We start from the raw sequence: 17992 nt of genomic DNA on the forward strand, positions 1-17992 counted from the left end.
AGCTGTGTATAAAGTTGAATGCTAATGGACGCAATAGGCTTAAATGCTTGCTATAACAATAAAAATGAATGTTACACAAAATCAAACAAACATTAATTTTCTTGTGCACAAGGAAATTAACCTAATAATTCGGATTTTAAAATTAATTTGGCAATTAAACAATAGTTTCGTATGATTAATATTGAGGAGAATTTTTATTATGAATATTAAATTTGTTACAGTTGGAAAGCTAAAAGAAAAATATTTTAAGGCCGGAATTGCTGAATATGCCAAGCGTTTGGGAGCTTTTTGTAAGTTTCAAATAATTGAATGCCAAGATGAAAAAGCACCAGAAAGTTTAAGTGAGGCTCAAGATATTAAAGTTAAACAAATTGAAGGGGAACGAATATTAAGTAAAATAAAGGACAAGGAATATGTGATTTTGCTTGATTTACGAGGCAAAGAACTTACTTCAGAAGAACTTGCTAAAAAAATCGATGACTTATCCACATATGGAACTTCTGATATTACTTTTGTAATCGGTGGATCGTTGGGAGTTAGTCCAGAAGTTACTAAACGAGCTGATTACAGTATTTGTTTTGGTAAATTTACTTTGCCTCATCAATTAATGAGATTAGTTTTAACAGAGCAAGTTTACCGTTCCTTTATGATTATCAATCATCGTACGTACCATAAATAAAATTACGAAAAGATTATTTCTAGGATTTAGATGTGTAAATGTAAAGGATTTCTTATGATTTGTTCGAATTTATTGTATAAATAGTTAATCATTATAAAATTAAGATGATTACAATTAGAAGGTATATGAGGATGAGAATTATAAGAAATAGAACAAGTAAAATTTTAGCAGCATCTGCAGTTGCTATTATGTTAGCACCTGCTGCTTTGAGTGCAATGCCACAACAAACAGTTAGTGCTAATGCTGTTGGAACTGTTTCGACAACTACACCTGTTTATGATTCAACTGGAAAGGCTAATGGCGTTACTTTACCAGGTGGCAGTCAATGGCAATTAGGTCAACAAATTACTTTAAACGGTGTAGCTCATTATCAAGTAGGTAACAATGAATATATTCCGGCATCAGTCGTAACAAATGTTACAGGACAATCAAATTCGGAAGATGATACTAACACAGTCGGTCGTTATGTTTCAGATAACCCTGATACTGGTAAGACAGCAGTTGCTAATACTACTCTTCACATTGTTGATGCATATGGCAATGATACAGGGGCTACTTTGCCAGCAGGTTCAGCCTGGAAAATCGGCTCAATACTACATGCTAACAAGATGACTTACTACCAAGTTGGAACTAATCAATTTATTTCTACTTCAGATGTAACGGTAGAAAATCCAACAACTACAATTAGTGATCCCTATATTTCAACCGATGCTAATTATGGTAAAACAGTCACTGTCAAAAGTGCAGCTAATGTTGTTAATGACAATGCAACCGCTACAGGAGTTGTTTTGCCAGTTGGCAGTCAATGGAGAATTGCCGATTTCTTATTTGTAAATGGCAAAACTTATTATAAGGTTGCTACTAATGAATGGATATCTGAGGATGATATAACTATTACTGGTCCAGCTACAGGCAGCAATGGTAGTTATATTACTAACGATAGTAGTAATGCCGGTCAAACAGCTACAACAACAGCTACACTTAAAGTTCTTAATGGATCAGGTGTTCCTACAGGAGCCACTTTACCAAGCGGTACAAGATGGGTTCTAGGTCCTGAAGTATTACATTATGATAAACAATTATTCTATCAAGTAGCTACAAATGAATTTGTTTCAGCTATGTATTTGAATAGTGATGCTGGTACAAGCACAAGCACAAGTACAAGTACTACAAATACTAATACAAGTGCCAATGCCAACAGTTCATTACCAACACCTGGCAATGGCTTAACAGCAACAATGACTAAAAATCAAAAAGTTTACAATACTTCAACTAACGCTTATGGACAAGTATTGCCAGCAGGCTCAACTTGGAAAATTGGTAGCTTAGTAGTTAATAAATATGGTTCATACTGGGGTCAAGTCTCAAGCAATGAATGGGTTTGGATCTCAGCAGTTCAATTGAATAGTGGTTTGAACTTGAAGAACAACTCTTACTACGAACCTGATTTTGCTACAAATGTAGTTGATCAATAATAAGTAATTTAATATTTAAACAAAATAAGACCCAAATGACTATCAGGTATAAGTCATTTGGGTCTTATTTATATATTTAAAAATTATTTGTCATAGCTAGAAAGTGAATCGAAAATAAATTTAACGAATGCTTCACGATCAACATCTTCAAGAACTTTGATATCATTTTTTTGATCGACCTTCATACGACGATCGGGATAAGTCATACCACGGAATTGGTCGTTAGTAAGGGAAACATCCATTGAATAATTTGTACTCTTAGTGAACAATTCTGGCGCAATCAGGCTTAGTACTGCGCAAGCATCATGAACCGGGATTTTTGTCATTCCAACTGAACGTTCATGAGCTGTATAGAATTCAAGAATTGAGTTAGCCATAACGCCGACATGTCCAAGATTTTTGATTTGATCAATTTCATCCATAGTTAAGTAAGCTTTATTTTCTGTTAAATTTAAGCCAGAAAGTGTGATTGGTAAACCAGAGTTAAAGACGATAGACATAGCCTCGGGATCAACGTAAGCATTGAATTCAGCAGCCAAGGTAATGTTACCTTGGAGAGTTGAGCCACCCATAATATAAATATGTTCAATATTTTCTTTAACGTCAGGGAAAGTTTTCAATAGTAAAGCCACATTAGTTAGTGGAGCTGTTGCTACAATATTAACTTTTTCATCACTTTTGGAAATACGGTCATACATGTATGTAACGGCGTTATGACTTACGACTGGATAGTCCAGGCTATTAGCTGGAAAATCATAGCCGTCCATTCCAGTTTTACCGTGAACTTCACTAGCTGTTTCTACTTCTTTAACTAGAGGAGTAGCTTGTCCAGAGGCCAATTCTGCGTCTGATCCTAAAAATGTTAGAAGCTTTTGAGCATTTTTGGTCACGTAGTCTAATTTAACATTGCCACCGACTGTTGTTACACCAATTAAATCGGCTTTTTCAGGGTGAGCTAGTAGTACTGTTAGAGCAATTGCATCATCAATACCAGGATCACAGTCCATAATTATTTTTGTCATGAAATCTTTACCTCACTTTTTTAATTTCTGGGGAATTTTTTTCAGAGCATGAATAAAACTACGGCGTTCGAGAGCACCTAATGCTGAAAGAATTTCCTGATCATTTTTATCCATAAAACGCTCAATATCATCCTGAATGTACTTAGATTTATCTGATAAGACGATTCTTTTTAGGCGTGAGTCGGAATCTACACTTCGACGTATTATCAGATCGTTTTTTTCCATTGTTTTTAGAATGTTAGTAGTTGTAGAACGTCGAATGTTAAATTCCTTTTCGATATCTTTTTGAAAAATATCTGTTTTAGATGAATTTACCAAATAATAGATTATTTGTACTTGCGTGCCGGTTAAACTATACTTTTGGGCAAAATCATTAATATTACGAGAAATTTCATTCGAAGCAACTTTGATCAGATGGGCCACATCGCTCGCCATAAAACATCCTCCTTAGAGCATTGTGTTACAAGGAGATTATAACATTTTGTACGTAATAGTTAGTAAGCATTTGTAAACAAATTCACAATAATAATTTTTATAAAATTTAGCTTTTTGTCAATTTAAAGCTATCATGGAGTTAGCGAGAAACATTCTTTGTATAAATTAAGAAACTCACTTATATTGGATTATAGAAACTACATAGGGGGAAAGATTAATGGCTAGAGTTTTGATTTTAGGTGCTAACGGAAAGATTGCCCGTTTAGCTGAACATATTTTTGCCGATACAACGGATTCAGATTTAAGATTATATCTTAGAAATGCTGAACGTTTACGAGATTTTGCTGATTCACATACATTAGTTGAAGCTGTTGAAGGCGATACAACAGATGTTCAAACTTTGATTGAATCCATGAAAGATGAAGATTTAGTTTATGCCAACTTGGCTGGTTCCAATATTGAAAGTCAAGCACGTGCTGTTGTTCAAGCAATGCATGCTGAAAAGAAAACACGTCTTGTTTGGATTTCAACTTTAGGTATTTATGATGAAGTACCCGGTAAGTTTGGCGAATGGAACAAGAAAGTTCTAGGAGACTATATTACAAATTATGCCGCAGCAGCCAAGGTTATCGAAGATTCAGATCTTGATTACACAATTATTCGTCCAGCTTGGTTAACAGATAAGCCGGAAGTTGATTATGAAGTTACAAAAAAGGGCGAAGACTTTAAGGGTACTGAAGTATCCAGAAGATCTATTGCACAAATTGTAGTTGATATTGCTCAAGATCCTGACAAGTACAGCCGTGAATCAATTGGCGTCAATAAACCTAATACTGACGGTGACAAACCAGCTTGGTATTAAAAATAATTTGAAAAAAGAAGCTCTGCATTGTAGCAAGGCTTCTTTTTTCATGCTATGGTATCCGTAATCGATTACAAAGTGGAGGAATGAAAAATGGTTAAGCGTTTAATCAGTGCCAATACTAGTGATATGTTGAAGATGAATGGAGCCGAATTGAAACAGAGTATTAAGGCTAGCGAAGGTCGGGTTATTTTGAGTGAGAATGTTGTGACCCATGAACCTTTGGATGGAATTACTACTTCCGAAATAGCTGCAGCTTTTGGTGCAGATTTGATATTGTTAAATGCATTAGATGTATTGAATCCCGTTATCTTGGGATTATATGATAATGAAGATAATTTGGCTAATGCTAAAGTTCACCAAGATGGCGAAATAATTCATCGTTTGCAAAAAATGATAGGACGTCCAGTTGGCGTTAATTTGGAGCCAGTAGATCCTAATGCAAAGATGGCCGAAGATCAATTAGTCATTCCTGAAGGCCGCAGAGCTAGTGAAAGAACTTTGACGAAAGTAGAAAAGTTGGGCTTTAATTTTGTTGTTTTGACAGGTAATCCTGGAACTGGTGTTACTAATCAACAAATTGCCAATAATATTAAAGTTGCTAAAAAAGTTTTTTCAGGATTAATAATCGCTGGGAAAATGCACGGTGCTGGAGTAGATGAGGCAGTAGTTTCTGAAGAGGCTGTCAGCGAGTTTTTAAAAGCAGGGGCCGACGTAATTTTAGTACCAGCTGTCGGAACTGTCCCAGGTTTTGATGATGCGGAATTAAAACAAATTGTAAAGCTAGCACATAGCAAAGGTGCATTAGTCATGAGTACCATTGGAACTAGTCAAGAAGGTTCTGGAAGCAGCTATATTCAAAATATAGCTATTAGAAATAAAGTAGCTGGAGTGGATATTCAGCATATTGGTGATGCCGCTTGGGGAATACAATCGCCATTTGAAAATATTTATCCATTAAGCAAGGCTTTGCGAGGCGAACGGCATACCATTGCAAGAATGGCTCGGTCGATTAATCGTTAGTTAGTATTATTAATTTTGAACTTGCAGCAAGGATAAAATTGAAATTCGGTTAAGCTATGGTAACGTTATAGCTTATAATTCTGAAAATGATTTGATTCACAGCGTTACAGAACTCGATTTGTATAACGATGATTTGCAAAGAAAAAATATTATTTTTGAAGAATAAATAATAAAAGTAAAAGGTCATAATAATAGGAAGACTTCCGATTATGATCTTTTTTAGTGTCAGATTACAGAAAAAATAAAAAATAATTTCAGAAAAAACTTACGAAAATTGTTTTTTTCTGGTATATTAATCCACTGTTGCAACAATTTGGAGGTAACTTATGAGTCAAGCTCAAAAGATTAATACAAAACCTCTTCACCCATTTCTGTCAATGATGGGTGTTCTTATAGGTGGATTTGTAGGTATGTTCAGTGAAACGTCGTTGAATATTGCATTGCCATCTATTATGAAGGCTTTTAATATTGAAACTAGTAGTGTTCAGTGGTTGGTTACAGGATATATGCTTGTAACTGCCATTGTTTTGCCACTATCAAGTTTGATGACAAAGCATTTTTCAACAAGAGGATTAGTTAGATTTGCTTTAATTGATTTTATCGTGGGTGCATTGATTGCCGCCTTGGCAATTAATTTCCCAATGCTTTTAGTTGGTAGAATGATTCAAGGTATTGCTAATGGTATCTTTCTACCGCTAATGTTTTCAATTGCTATGAAAATTTTCCCACCTAATAAATTAGGTACAGCTTTAGGTATGGCAGCGCTAGTGATTATGTTTGCTCCTGCCATTGGACCTACAATTGCCGGAATTATTTTAGGTGTATCTTCATGGAGAGTGATTTTTGGATTATTTGTAGTTTTCTTAGTAATCGGATTATTTTTCATGGAAAGATATTTAACCAATGTCTTTGAAGTTACTAAGCCTAAAGTTGATTGGTCTGCAATTTTGCTATCAACAGCTAGTTTTGGTTTGATTGTTTTTGGAACTAGTTACTTAAGCAAAAATATTGCTGTTGCCTTGATTACTTTAGTTATTGGTTTGGCTTTCTTAGCATTTTATATCAGACAACAGTTACATGCAGCGGCTCCAACATTGGATTTTGCGGTTTTGAAGAAACCTGAATTTTTTGTTGGTTCAGTTTTGGTTATGTTGAACTTTGCTATTACATTGTCGCTATGTATCTTCTGCCAATGTACTTACAAAATGGATTAGGCGTTGCTGTTGCTTTAACTGGTGTAGTAATGTTGCCAGGGGGTATTATTAACGCAATCGTTTCCTTTGGTGCTGGTCGAGCTTATGATAAAATTGGTGCTAAATGGTTAACTCGTTTAGGATTTCTTATTTCAATGTTTGGTGCAATTATGTTCTTATTGAGTAACTCGCACAGTTCTTTAGGATTTATAATTGCCGCTCATATTTTAATAATGATCGGTGTACCTTTAGCCATGTCACCATCACAAACTTATGGTTTAAATTCATTGGATGCATATCAATCAGCTGATGGTTCGGCTATTATAAATACTTTTGAACAAGTACTTGGTGCTGTCGCAACTGGTATTGCAACTATTCTATTGAGTACTGGTCAAGCCAATTATTTGGCAAATGGTGGGACTTCTCAAAAGTTAGCATTCACTAATGGTGCTCATTATGGATTTGTCTTTACATTGATATTAGCTGTCTTTGGATTTATTTTGGCATTCCGTGTGCACAATAAGAGCAAAGAAACAGTTGATGTTAAAGAATCAAAACCTTTGGATAACAAGGGGAAAGAAAACGCAGTAACTGAATAAACTAGTCGCAAGTTTTTCAGTGAAAACAATTGATACGAAGAAAACTAATCAAGATGATAATTGATTAGTTTTTTTTATGAACAAACTAGGTTACAATTCCTAATTTAAGGTTGAAAATTAAGTGCAATTACTTTACAATAATAGGGTTAATAAAATAAGTTAAATTGCATAACGGGAAGGAGGGTTTTTTAGATGTCACAAAATACACATAAAGGTATGACTGGCCACCGCCGTCCTGTAAACCAAAAAAATGGTGCAGAAAAACGCGCTAAGACACAAGCTGTTCTTGATTTCTTGAGAAGCCGTGATACTAAAGAATCTAAATAATTAGATAATAATAAAGAGTCGACAGATTATGCTGTCGGCTCTTTTTATTTTATTTTGATAAATCTGGTCGATGTAATTTGTGAGTAGTTATTAGAGCAACAATTAGAAAGCCTAAGCAGGCTAAAAACCCTGCCTGGATACCAACTGCTTGGTTAGATGTACTACCAGTAATAATTTTATCGGCCATGGTAATGACAGCGATGATAATTGCAGTTCCAAAGGAGGCAGCAATTTGACGCAAAGTATTAAAAGTTGCTACGCCATCAGAAAGATATTTTTTAGGTAAAGCACTTAGGGCGTGAGTTTGAATCGGAATTAGGATCAAAACTAAACCTAATTGGCGAATCATTTGTCCCAGTGTCAACATCAGAACTGAAGCATTGACATCAATAACAGCTTGCATAAAAGTTCCAAAACAGTCGATCAACACACCAGTAACTACAATCCTTTTGATAGGATATTTATCGAACAGGCGGCCACTGATAGGTGACATAAAACCAGTTAATAAGGCTCCTGGTAAAAGTGCTAAACCTGATATTAAAGGACTTTTATGTAAGATCATTTGAATCATCAAGGGTAAAAGAATCGTATTGCCGTACATTGTTAGAACAATCAACATGTTAATAATTGTCGCAAAGGTAAATTGGGAATGCTGAAAAATTTCAAAATCAATAATAGGATGACCAGTTTTATTTTCCATAATTGAAAATATGACAATCAAGATCAAACCAATAATTGTAAAGCCTAAAACGTTGAATGAAATGAAATTGGCTTGACCAATATTGGAGAAACCAGTTAATAAGAAGAGCAATCCTAAACTGATTGTAATCAAACTAGGAACATCAAATTTGGGATTATCATGAGTTTCAACTTGTGGCAATTGAAAGATTGACAGTAAGACCACGGCAATAATAAATGGCAAGATTAAAATAAAAAGATACTGCCAAGGGAAGTACTGCAAAATGATTCCTGATAATGTGGGACCAATAATGGGCGAGAAATTGAACGCTAGACCAATAATTCCCATAACTGCCCCTTGTTTATCTCGGGAAGTGTACTGCATAGCTAAAACATTAACTAGAGGCATCATCATTCCAGTACCGATGGCTTGAATCATTCGGCCAATAATAACCATCATAAAGGTATTAGCAAATGCTCCTAAGATTGTACCGACTAAAAAAATCGAACTAAAGGTAATAAATAAATGTCTAAAAGAAAATTTCTTAATAAAATAGGCACTAGTTGGAATCATTAAAGCGTTAACTAACGTATAGCCATTAGTTAACCATTGAACGGTTGATGAATTGACTTTGAATACCCGCATAAAAGTAGGAAGGGCAGTATTCATTAAAGTAGAGCACAAAACACCAAAGAAGGTCCCAAAGACCATAATAAAAAGTGCTTTTTTAATTTGTTTCGACATATTGTTTAGTGCTCCTAATAAAGATATTGGTTGACTTTAGCAACTTTTTTTATTTTAATAATGATGGTTGCCAAAGTCAACTATCTGGAGGCTAAGTATTATATGAATATAGAAAATATCAGAGCCATTCGGGAATTTAATCGCTCGTATACAAAAATTTTGAAATTAACTGATAAATATCACTTGAATACTCATTTTACTTTATTGGAATCACGTATTCTTTTGGAAATTGATCGCGGCGTTAACAGTGCTAATCAATTAATGTTGTTGCTGCATTTAGATAAAGGGTATTTGAGTCGGGTTTTAAAAAAGTTAACTAAGGATGATTTGATCCAAGATGCTCGCGATAGCATTGATAAACGGATCAAAACTTTACAGTTAACCGATCAAGGGAAAAAAGCTCTTGAAATTATTAATCAACGAGCTAATCAGCAAGTTGAGAATCTTTTTGCTAATATTCCAGAAGAAAAGTTACAATCATTGATTAAAGATATGCAAGATATAACGGATACTGTAAAGAAATATTCCCAAGCAAAGGAATAAAAAGGTTAGAACATAATTTTTTAACATAAAAAAATTCAATATCAAGCTTGGTTATAGTATGAGTATCCTAACTGATGTGATTGAAGTATGCCATCGTCCGCAAAAAATCTGTGGGCCACTGGAACGTGGTGGACGCGACTTAGAGCTAATAATTCCACACTTCGTGCGTAATTATGGACCTCTAAGTTCGGTCTTGTACTAACCTTGCTACGCAAGCTAAGTACAATGTCACCACTGAGGGCCCACAGATTTTTTACTACCGATTAAGTCCTTGGTTCTAATATTATAGAAATTTCAAATTAAAAAAACTGCCACTATTAGATATTCCAGACATACATTTATGCTTGGATTTCTTAACAGTGGCAGTTTTTATCTGCTATTCAAATTTTACAGTAGTTAGTGAACAAAGTAGGAGTCAGTCCGGAACAAAAATTGGGAATGCGTTCAGCTATGAGATCATAGTTCCAATAGCATTCCCACTTTTTGTGGAGGACGGAAATTTAAATATACTCACACTATAACCAAACTTTAGAAAGATAGTTACCACACTGAACCTTTTTATTGCCTAGGGGTTAAACAGTATATATATTATATGGTTCCTTAGAGATTTAACTTTGTATAAACGTCACTAGGAATATCTTTTTGGAAAACTTCTTTATATGAATAAACATAGCTACCTTTGGTATCGAGCTCTAGGTAGTGACCTTGTTTCAACTTACCCATACCCATGAATTTTATAGGATGCTCATGACCATCAGCATCATAGCTTTTAAGATCATATGTGTAATTACCATAACCATCTTCGTCCTTAGCCTCTTTATTATCAATTTTAACGTACTTAGGTTCACGCTTAACTAGCACATTGTAGCCATTGAAGGCTTGAGCGGCCTGACCAGTATTGTCTTTAGCGTAAACACAAGCACCTAAATATCCAAGACCTAAAATTAAAATACCCACCAAAAAAACTCTTAAAAAACTTCTCATTTGAATTACCTCCTGACAAGTATATTAAGAGTTTTGATATTTTTTATACATTTGATCTACTTACATTACTCTTACAGATTTGTAAGCCATTTTACCACCAATCAAAATGAAGCGTGTAGTCTACAATTCTGTTGAATAAGTCTGCTACTAATTTCATCATAGTCAGCGCCTCCAACGTCTATAAACTTAATTTCTACTTATATTATAGTCTTTAATGAAAACGCTATCAATGATTATTAATCCCAAACCTCATCTTGAATAGATTTAACCAATTTTAATTTGTCCCACTCTTGCTTTTCGGTTAAAACGTTACCTTCTTCAGTCGAAGCAAAGCCACATTGAGTTGAAAGCCATAAACGATCAAGGGGAAGATATTGAGCTGCTTCTTTGATACGATTAATAATTTCTTGACGATCTTCCAATTCGCCCGATTTAGAAGTAAGTAAGCCAAGGACTACTTTTTTGTCGCCAGATACTTTGGCTAAGGGTTCAAAATTGCCAGCACGTTTAGAGTCATATTCAAGGAAATAAGTGTCGACGTTTTCTTTGGCAAAAAGGGTATCGGCAACAGGACCATAGCCGCCAGAGAATGCAAAATCGGAGTGATAGTTTCCACGACAGACATGGGTATTGATAGTTAGATCTGCGGGCAAGTTTTCAATAGACTTGTTATTCAATTCTAAGAGAATATCTTGGATACCTGATTCAGCATAAGCTTTGCCATCTGGTGTAGCCAAAAAATTGTCATCAAGGAATAGACCCCAAGAACAATCATCTAATTGAATAACCCTTGCTCCTTCATTGTAGAAAGCCAAAATAGCATCATGGTAGGCTTTTTCAATATCGTGATAGAGATCGTTAACGTTAGGATAAAATTCTTTGATCTTGCTGTCGTTAGTGCCTCGAATTAATTCGATATAAAGTTGTGAAGGTGCGGGGATAGTCTGTTTAGGATGAATATCTAAATTATCTGTTAGAGATTTTAGATATGCAAAATGATCTAAGAAGGGATGATTAGGGTTAAATTTAATCTTGCCAGAAAGAATGGCGGTATCATCACGAGTTTCTTCATGAGCAAAATGATAGCCTTCTCCGTAATGAATATGTTCAATGCCATCAAATCCCCAGAAAAAGTCTAAATGCCAGTATGAACGCCGAAATTCACCATCTGTGGCATAATCCAGGCCCACTTCGACTTCTTTGTTAACTAAATCTTTGATGGCCTCATTTTCTACAGCTGTTAGGTCTGCTTGAGTGATTGTCTTATCGGCAAAATCCTTACGAGCTTGTTTTAAAACGTTTGGTCTAAGAAAACTTCCTACATGTTGAAATCCAATCTTACTTGCTGTTTTTACTGTCATAATCAAAATTCCTCCTGTTTTATAACTTATTTTTTCTAATTATTTGTTGGGATAGAAGGGGTCGCTTGCTTTATATGATGTGGTAGGTTTAAAAAATATAAAACAAACGCTAGATTGCTCTAAATGTGCGGATAAAAGGATCTCAGGGAAAGTAAAGTTGTCACGAAAATAGGGATATCTGAACGGCAATCAGTCGTTCGGATAAGTTGCTCTAAGCGTTTACCCTTCTGCTGGTTATTCCAAAACCCTTAAAAGGACTCAAGGAGAATAGAGATATCGTAAAAAAGGGATATCTGAACGACAATCAGTCGTTCAGATAAGTTGCTCTAAGCGTAAACGCTAAGAGCAACTAAAAAATCGCCCCTACATGTACAGACTTTATCTGCAATGTAGGGACGATTACCGTGGTACCACCCTAATTTATACTTTGCTTGTACAAAGTACCTCAACGACACTAACATGTCCGGGATGATATCGCATCCTTGCGTACCTTTGGCTTTCACCTAGGTAAGACTCCAAGCTCATCTTCGGTCAACTTTTGCTCCACCTTTTCACTAGTTGGCGGTCACTCTACAAACTACTAATTGATCTACTCTTCTCTTCAACGTCTAATTAGATTAAATAAGTTTTAATTATTGATTGCTGATTAATTTACACCCTGAATTTTGCTTTGTCAAATAGAATTTTATTATTCAGCAACTTTGTTGGGATTTGTATCAACGATATTGTGAGGCTTTTCGCCTTGGTTAAGTGCTTTATTAGAATCGAAGGCTGTAGTTATCATATTGTAAATGGCCGTTTCAGTATAGAAAGCACTATGTGGTGTAATGATGACATTAGTTCTTTTTGCTAGATTTTTAATTTTAGCATCAGGAATGTTGTCAACGCTGCTCCAAACTTTACCAAAAACGGCATTTTCATTATCAAGAACATCCAAACCTGCACCGGCAATTTTACCGCTATCTAGTCCCTTGATAAGGGCATCAGTGTCGATCAATTCTCCACGAGCACAATTGATGATGTAGACGCCATTTTTCATTTGAGCGATGGCTTTATCATTAATCATATATTTATTGCTATCGAATAATGGCACGTGCAGAGTAATGATGTCAGCTTGTTTATATAATTCTTCGAGGCTATCGACATATAGACCCTGTTTTTCGATTTCAGGATTGTGGTAAACATCGTAAGCAACGACTTTAGCACCGAATCCTTGGAGTATCTGAATAACAACTCGACCGATATGACCAGTTCCAATTACACCAACGGTCTGTTCACGATATTCTTTACCGATTGTAGGAGCCCAAGTAAAGTCGCCATGATCAAATTTTTCGTCAAACTCAGGGACACGTCTTAAGAGGCGTCCCATTAGTAGAACTGTATGTTCAGCAATAGCGTTAGGGGAATATACAGGAACATTTGTCAAAGTAAATCCTAAATCGTTAAGATCTTTAAAATCAAAATTGTCGAAACCAACATTACGAATAGAAATGTTATGAACACCAAGTTTACTTAATACTTCTAAGGCTTCACGGGTATAGGGAGCAGTTTGTAAAGTAACTACTCCATCACAACCTTCAGCCAGGCGAGCAGAGTCAGCAGTTAAAATGTTGTCAGTATAGCCAACTTCTACATTAGGATTAGCGGCTTCCCATTTCTTTAAAGATGGTTTTTCGTCTTCACGAATTCCATAGGCAAAAATTTTCATTGAATCAAGTCCTCCTTTAATTTAGGTTCCACCTTAATATTAAATCAGAATTGATCGAATTAATTCAAAAATTTGATTTTAGAATATAAAAAAATCGCTTATAGCAACTATATTGGATAGTTAGCTATAAGCGATTTGTACAATACTAGTCTTTAACCAGCATCGTCATAACGATTTAGAACATAAATTGCTAAGACAACGATTACTGCACCAATAATTTCAGCAAAATTAACTACATAGTGTAAGAAAATAATACTTAAAACTAGGGTAGTAAAGGGTTGAACGGCATCAGTAATACTGATAATAGCTGCTGTCGTGTATTTGGTACTTATAACCATTAATAGAAAAGCCATAACGGTACCTATTAAAATGACAGTTCCAATACCTAGAATGCTTGAAGTGTTCATTTTAGGTGGATTTACCCAAATAGGACTAAAGAAATTAGATATTACTCCGGCAATTAACATACCCCAGCCGGTAATTAAAAGACCATGATATTTGGCAATTAAAGATTGAGGAATAGTTACGTATAACGCAGCTGTAACGCCACTTCCGATTCCCCAAAGAACTGAAACTAAGGGGATTGAAAGATGTCCAATATCACCACGGGTAATCATCAAAACTACACCGACAAGTGCAAGAACAAATGAGATTACATCGATACGAGATGTTTTCTTTTTAGTGAAGATGATGGTTCCAATCATAATAAAGAGTGGTGATAAATATTGCAAAATGGTAGCTGTTGATGAATTACCAGTTTTAATAGCATGGAAGAAAGTAAACATATTTGCTAGTAGACCAAAAACAGAAAAACTGAGTAGCGTGAGAAGATCCTTCCAATTTTTGAAGACGGCGAAGAATTCACCTTTTGGTAAAACAAACAAACTAACAACTAATAAGATAATTCCTGCAAATGTAGTTCTAGTGGCAATGAACCACATGGCGGGAATATTTAAATCTTTAGCAACAACTTGTAGAACAGTACCTGAGACTCCCCAGAGAGCTGAAGCACAAAATGCTAGCCAGAAACCACGGTTAAGAGTTTTCTTAGCCAACTGCTTACTTTCATTCATTTGAAAATCCTCCTAAAAACTAATAGGACTATTATACCTGTACCAATTTAGTTTTGACTATTATTTTTTTAATATCATGATGTTTAAATTTAAAGGTATACTATTTTGCTATTGATAATATTGAACTTTTGTAAAATGGTATATACCACATTTAAATAATCATATTGAAAATTTTCAATCAAAAAAACCATAAATCCAGTGAAATGGACTTATAGTTTTTATTGTTTGAATAATTACTTCAGACTGTTTTTTGAAACAAGCTACACAGAAGCAGCTCATTCCGCTCTCTTATTTGAAACAAGCTACACAGAAGCAACTCATTTGCTCTATAGATTTTCATCCATGTTGAATGTAAGTTTAGAAAGGTTAATTCCTTTAGTATAAAGTTCACCAAATAATTTGTGAGCTTTCTTTTGCATGTCGCGAACGACTTTTTGATTTCTATCAGTTAAGAATTCAACTAATTCTTCACCAGAGTAGTTTTCAGCAAGTTTATCAGTTTCAGCAACTGCCATACGAAGATCTTGACGAACTTCTGTTAGGTAGTCGATGTCATCTTGAATGAACTCTGTATAATTAGATTCAACAAGAACTGACAAAGCATTATACATCCAGTAGGCATCCTTGAAATTGAATTCAAGTGAAGCATCATTGTATGAAGGATCTGTCTCATTCATGTTTGTATAGAATGGAATGTATGGTGCAAATGTTGGGAAACCAATACATAGCCACATGATAGCAGCGTATTCTTCAGGAACGTCATTTCTGATTTGAAGCACATGTGAGTTTTGAGTTCTGTTCAAACCGATTGGACGATAACGGTGCTTGTCTTCATCAGAAGCATATGGGCTGTATGGATCATATGGTGTTTCATTGTAGTGAGAGCCAAGAACATATTCAATATCGTCAACTGAAATCTTGTGTTCTGTCTTCATGATGAATGGTAATTCACCATCTTCAGGATCTTGTTCAATTTCAGGGTTGAAGTATTTTTGACCAAACCAAACACGTGGAGTGTTGTAGTGACGATCTTTCAAATTATCAGTACCAAAGATATGTCTAAAGTTGAATCCATGTTGATCAGTATTTAAATGATTCTTTTCGACAAATTCTTGAATACCTTCAGACCACATGAATTCATCTTGGTTACTGAAGTCAACTTGTTGGATTGAAACACGGTTAGCACAAACAGCATAGCTGTCATCAGGAATTCTTTGAGCTACCCAATGATGACCAGTAACAATTTCCATGTACCAAACGTCATTCTTATCACTGAATAGAACTGAGTTACCAGCAGGTGAACCAAATTTTTTGATCAGTTCGCCAGTACGTTCAACGGCACCTTTAGCTGAATCAACGTAAGGAAGGACCATACGTACGATAACATCTTCATCCATACCATCTTTAACGAGTGGATCAAAAGCTAATGCGCGTTCGTTACCATATGTACTTTCTGTGGCTGACATAGCAACGTTCTTACCATTAATACCACTTTCGTCATAGTAACCGAACTTCTTGTAGTCTACATTAGGAACAGCAGGCCATTTATAGCCATTTTCGGGAACTTCTGATTCAAAGCCATTTAACCATGACTTAACCTTACGTCCCTTTTCACCTTTAACGGCAGGGTTTAATACAAAACTATGTGGGGCAACGGCAAAAAATGTATCGTCATTTCTGGCAATCATTGTTGATCCGTCCAAACTGGCGTTTTTACCAACTAAAATTGTTGTACAAGCGTCATCCAAATGATTTTTCTTCATCTTTCAGAATTCCTCCTATCTATATTGATTCCATTTTAGCATACCTAAACTTAAGATTTATCCAAACTTGTCCATTAATACTTTTCAGAAATAATGCTATAATTTTCTAAATAATAGGAGGGCAATAATGGATCTTGATACAAACAACAAAAGCGATTCTTTTTTAAAGAATTTGCTATTAGGATTTCAACATTTATTAGCCATGTATTCTGGGGATATTTTGATTCCAATTTTAATTGGGGCATCGTTAGGATTTACGGCTAAGGAAATGACATACTTAATCTCAGTAGATATTTTTATGTGTGGGGTAGCTACACTCCTACAGATTAAGCGTACACCGTTAACTGGGATAGGTTTGCCAGTTGTTTTAGGATCAGCCGTCGAATATGTAACGCCGTTACAAAATATAGGGCATCATTTTGGGATTGCTTATATGTATGGTGCTATTATCGTAGCGGGTATTTTTATAATGTTAATTTCTAAGGTTTTCGCTAAATTAAAAAGATTTTTTCCACCAGTTGTTACTGGTTCACTAATTACTTTGATTGGTTTTACTTTGATACCGGTCGCTTTCCAAAATATTGGAGGCGGCAATGTTGCTGCTAAGAGTTTTGGTAGTCCAACAAATTTAATTTTAGGTTTTGCTACAGCTCTAATTATTGTTGTCATCAGTATTTGGGGACGTGGTTTCGTTCAACAAATTGCTGTTTTAATAGGAATTGTGGCTGGATATCTATTAGGAATTGGAATGGGTAAAATTGGATTTGCCAGTGTCGGATCAGCTCATTGGTTCCAAATTCCGCAACCATTTTATTTTGCTACGCCAAAGTTTGAATGGTCTTCAATTTTGGTTATGTTGTTAGCTGCTTTAACATGTATGATTGAATCTACTGGTGTTTACTACGCTTTAGCAGATTTAACTAAACGTGATCTTGATGAGAATGATTTGCAACGGGGCTATGCTTCAGAAGGTTTAGCAGCCATTCTGGGTGGAATTTTTAATACTTTCCCATATTCAACTTTCTCTCAAAATGTTGCCGTGGTTCAATTATCAGGAATTAAGAAAAATAAGCCAGTTTATTTCTCAGCTTTTCTACTAATTATTTTAGGACTTATTCCTAAGGTTGGTGCAGTCGCTGAATTGATTCCTAATGCCGTTTTGGGTGGCGCTATGTTGATTATGTTTGGTACCGTTGGTATTGAAGGAATCAAGATGTTATCTAAGGTAGAAATGAATAATAATAATATTATGATTATGGCAGTTTCAATCAGTTTGGGCTTAGGTGTTACAGTTCAACCAACATTGTTGCACTTCTTGCCATCAACAATTCAAACTATTTTAAATAATGGTTTAGTTGTGGGAAGTTTTTCAGCAATCATCTTGAATTTATTATTAAATTCTAATAAAAAGACTGCTTAAAGACTATTTGGAAATTTTCAAAACAATCGCAAAGTTTGGTCATATTTTCATCACATTTAGTACGTATACTTATCGATAAATTAGATAAGCATACGTATTTTT

At 35.1% G+C, this 17992-nt stretch carries 15 protein-coding genes and 1 pseudogene; 8 read left to right on the top strand and 8 right to left on the bottom strand.

Features of this window, described 5'->3' with window-relative positions; all coding sequences use genetic code 11:
* Positions 1-199: 199 nt before the first annotated feature.
* Together rlmH and FD26_RS03590 are read left to right on the top strand one after the other, a co-directional pair.
* Positions 200-679: a 23S rRNA (pseudouridine(1915)-N(3))-methyltransferase RlmH gene (rlmH, locus tag FD26_RS03585; protein ID WP_057867071.1), complete on the top strand. Its 480-nt coding sequence runs from the start codon at positions 200-202 to the stop codon at positions 677-679.
* A 131-nt stretch (positions 680-810) separates the two neighbouring features.
* Positions 811-2154: an SLAP domain-containing protein gene (locus tag FD26_RS03590; protein ID WP_057867072.1), complete on the top strand. Its 1344-nt coding sequence runs from the start codon at positions 811-813 to the stop codon at positions 2152-2154.
* A gap of 83 nt (positions 2155-2237) precedes the next feature.
* On the opposite strand, the gene FD26_RS03595 is transcribed toward FD26_RS03590, so the two are convergent.
* Together FD26_RS03595 and FD26_RS03600 are read right to left on the bottom strand one after the other, a co-directional pair.
* Positions 2238-3176, bottom strand: coding sequence for a nucleoside hydrolase (locus tag FD26_RS03595; protein WP_057867073.1), 939 nt, complete (start codon positions 3174-3176; stop codon positions 2238-2240).
* A 12-nt stretch (positions 3177-3188) separates the two neighbouring features.
* Positions 3189-3611: a MarR family winged helix-turn-helix transcriptional regulator gene (locus FD26_RS03600; RefSeq protein ID WP_057867074.1), complete on the bottom strand. Its 423-nt coding sequence runs from the start codon at positions 3609-3611 to the stop codon at positions 3189-3191.
* Positions 3612-3828: 217 nt separating this feature from the next.
* Here FD26_RS03600 and FD26_RS03605 point away from each other — a divergent pair, with 217 nt between their 5' ends.
* The 4 genes and pseudogenes from FD26_RS03605 (at position 3829) to FD26_RS11360 (ending at position 7615) form a co-directional block, all read left to right on the top strand.
* On the top strand, positions 3829-4473 hold the full coding sequence (locus FD26_RS03605) for an NAD(P)H-binding protein (protein WP_057867075.1): 645 nt from the start codon (positions 3829-3831) through the stop codon (positions 4471-4473).
* A gap of 93 nt (positions 4474-4566) precedes the next feature.
* On the top strand, positions 4567-5496 hold the full coding sequence (locus FD26_RS03610; protein ID WP_057867076.1) for a DUF7916 family protein: 930 nt from the start codon (positions 4567-4569) through the stop codon (positions 5494-5496).
* 326 nt (positions 5497-5822) lie between these two features.
* Positions 5823-7288 (top strand): annotated as a pseudogene (locus FD26_RS03615) (MFS transporter).
* Between the two features lie 192 nt (positions 7289-7480).
* Positions 7481-7615, top strand: a complete 135-nt coding sequence (locus FD26_RS11360; RefSeq protein WP_257787251.1) for a hypothetical protein — start codon at positions 7481-7483, stop codon at positions 7613-7615.
* Between the two features lie 49 nt (positions 7616-7664).
* Here FD26_RS11360 and FD26_RS03620 read toward each other — a convergent pair whose 3' ends face one another.
* Positions 7665-9038 carry a DHA2 family efflux MFS transporter permease subunit gene (locus FD26_RS03620; protein ID WP_057867077.1) on the bottom strand — a complete coding sequence of 458 codons (1374 nt, stop codon included), beginning with the start codon at positions 9036-9038 and terminating at the stop codon, positions 7665-7667.
* A gap of 102 nt (positions 9039-9140) precedes the next feature.
* Between FD26_RS03620 and FD26_RS03625 the strand changes: the two genes are divergently transcribed.
* Positions 9141-9581 (top strand): MarR family winged helix-turn-helix transcriptional regulator, encoded by a 441-nt coding sequence (locus FD26_RS03625; protein ID WP_057867078.1) that lies wholly within the window; start codon positions 9141-9143, stop codon positions 9579-9581.
* 600 nt (positions 9582-10181) lie between these two features.
* Here the strand turns inward: FD26_RS03625 and FD26_RS03630 are convergent.
* From FD26_RS03630 to FD26_RS03650, 5 genes are all read right to left on the bottom strand, one after another.
* Positions 10182-10565 carry a YxeA family protein gene (locus FD26_RS03630; protein WP_057867079.1) on the bottom strand — a complete coding sequence of 128 codons (384 nt, stop codon included), beginning with the start codon at positions 10563-10565 and terminating at the stop codon, positions 10182-10184.
* Positions 10566-10801: 236 nt separating this feature from the next.
* Positions 10802-11926, bottom strand: a complete 1125-nt coding sequence (locus FD26_RS03635) for a 5-methyltetrahydropteroyltriglutamate--homocysteine S-methyltransferase (protein ID WP_057867080.1) — start codon at positions 11924-11926, stop codon at positions 10802-10804.
* A 688-nt stretch (positions 11927-12614) separates the two neighbouring features.
* Positions 12615-13634 (bottom strand): D-2-hydroxyacid dehydrogenase, encoded by a 1020-nt coding sequence (locus FD26_RS03640; RefSeq protein WP_057867081.1) that lies wholly within the window; start codon positions 13632-13634, stop codon positions 12615-12617.
* A 152-nt stretch (positions 13635-13786) separates the two neighbouring features.
* A complete protein-coding gene (locus FD26_RS03645) occupies positions 13787-14707 on the bottom strand; it encodes a DMT family transporter (RefSeq protein WP_057867082.1) in 921 nt (306 codons plus the stop codon).
* A 326-nt stretch (positions 14708-15033) separates the two neighbouring features.
* Complete coding sequence (locus FD26_RS03650; RefSeq protein WP_057867083.1) at positions 15034-16470, bottom strand: C69 family dipeptidase; 1437 nt, start codon at positions 16468-16470, stop codon at positions 15034-15036.
* A gap of 127 nt (positions 16471-16597) precedes the next feature.
* Between FD26_RS03650 and FD26_RS03655 the strand changes: the two genes are divergently transcribed.
* Positions 16598-17890 (top strand): nucleobase:cation symporter-2 family protein, encoded by a 1293-nt coding sequence (locus FD26_RS03655; RefSeq protein WP_057867084.1) that lies wholly within the window; start codon positions 16598-16600, stop codon positions 17888-17890.
* Positions 17891-17992 lie beyond the last annotated feature (102 nt).

This window comes from Companilactobacillus crustorum JCM 15951 (genome assembly GCF_001434585.1).
GTDB classification, from domain to species: domain Bacteria; phylum Bacillota; class Bacilli; order Lactobacillales; family Lactobacillaceae; genus Companilactobacillus; species Companilactobacillus crustorum.

Bases quoted from the DNA above. Each gene is read 5' to 3' on its own strand.
- rlmH (WP_057867071.1), top strand. From the start codon at position 200: ATGAATATTAAATTTGTTACAGTTGGAAAGCTAAAAGAAAAATATTTT.
- FD26_RS03590 (WP_057867072.1), top strand. From the start codon at position 811: ATGAGAATTATAAGAAATAGAACAAGTAAAATTTTAGCAGCATCTGCA.
- FD26_RS03595 (WP_057867073.1), bottom strand. From the start codon at position 3,176: ATGACAAAAATAATTATGGACTGTGATCCTGGTATTGATGATGCAATT.
- FD26_RS03600 (WP_057867074.1), bottom strand. From the start codon at position 3,611: ATGGCGAGCGATGTGGCCCATCTGATCAAAGTTGCTTCGAATGAAATT.
- FD26_RS03605 (WP_057867075.1), top strand. From the start codon at position 3,829: ATGGCTAGAGTTTTGATTTTAGGTGCTAACGGAAAGATTGCCCGTTTA.
- FD26_RS03610 (WP_057867076.1), top strand. From the start codon at position 4,567: ATGGTTAAGCGTTTAATCAGTGCCAATACTAGTGATATGTTGAAGATG.
- FD26_RS11360 (WP_257787251.1), top strand. From the start codon at position 7,481: ATGTCACAAAATACACATAAAGGTATGACTGGCCACCGCCGTCCTGTA.
- FD26_RS03620 (WP_057867077.1), bottom strand. From the start codon at position 9,038: ATGTCGAAACAAATTAAAAAAGCACTTTTTATTATGGTCTTTGGGACC.
- FD26_RS03625 (WP_057867078.1), top strand. From the start codon at position 9,141: ATGAATATAGAAAATATCAGAGCCATTCGGGAATTTAATCGCTCGTAT.
- FD26_RS03630 (WP_057867079.1), bottom strand. From the start codon at position 10,565: ATGAGAAGTTTTTTAAGAGTTTTTTTGGTGGGTATTTTAATTTTAGGT.
- FD26_RS03635 (WP_057867080.1), bottom strand. From the start codon at position 11,926: ATGACAGTAAAAACAGCAAGTAAGATTGGATTTCAACATGTAGGAAGT.
- FD26_RS03640 (WP_057867081.1), bottom strand. From the start codon at position 13,634: ATGAAAATTTTTGCCTATGGAATTCGTGAAGACGAAAAACCATCTTTA.
- FD26_RS03645 (WP_057867082.1), bottom strand. From the start codon at position 14,707: ATGAATGAAAGTAAGCAGTTGGCTAAGAAAACTCTTAACCGTGGTTTC.
- FD26_RS03650 (WP_057867083.1), bottom strand. From the start codon at position 16,470: ATGAAGAAAAATCATTTGGATGACGCTTGTACAACAATTTTAGTTGGT.
- FD26_RS03655 (WP_057867084.1), top strand. From the start codon at position 16,598: ATGGATCTTGATACAAACAACAAAAGCGATTCTTTTTTAAAGAATTTG.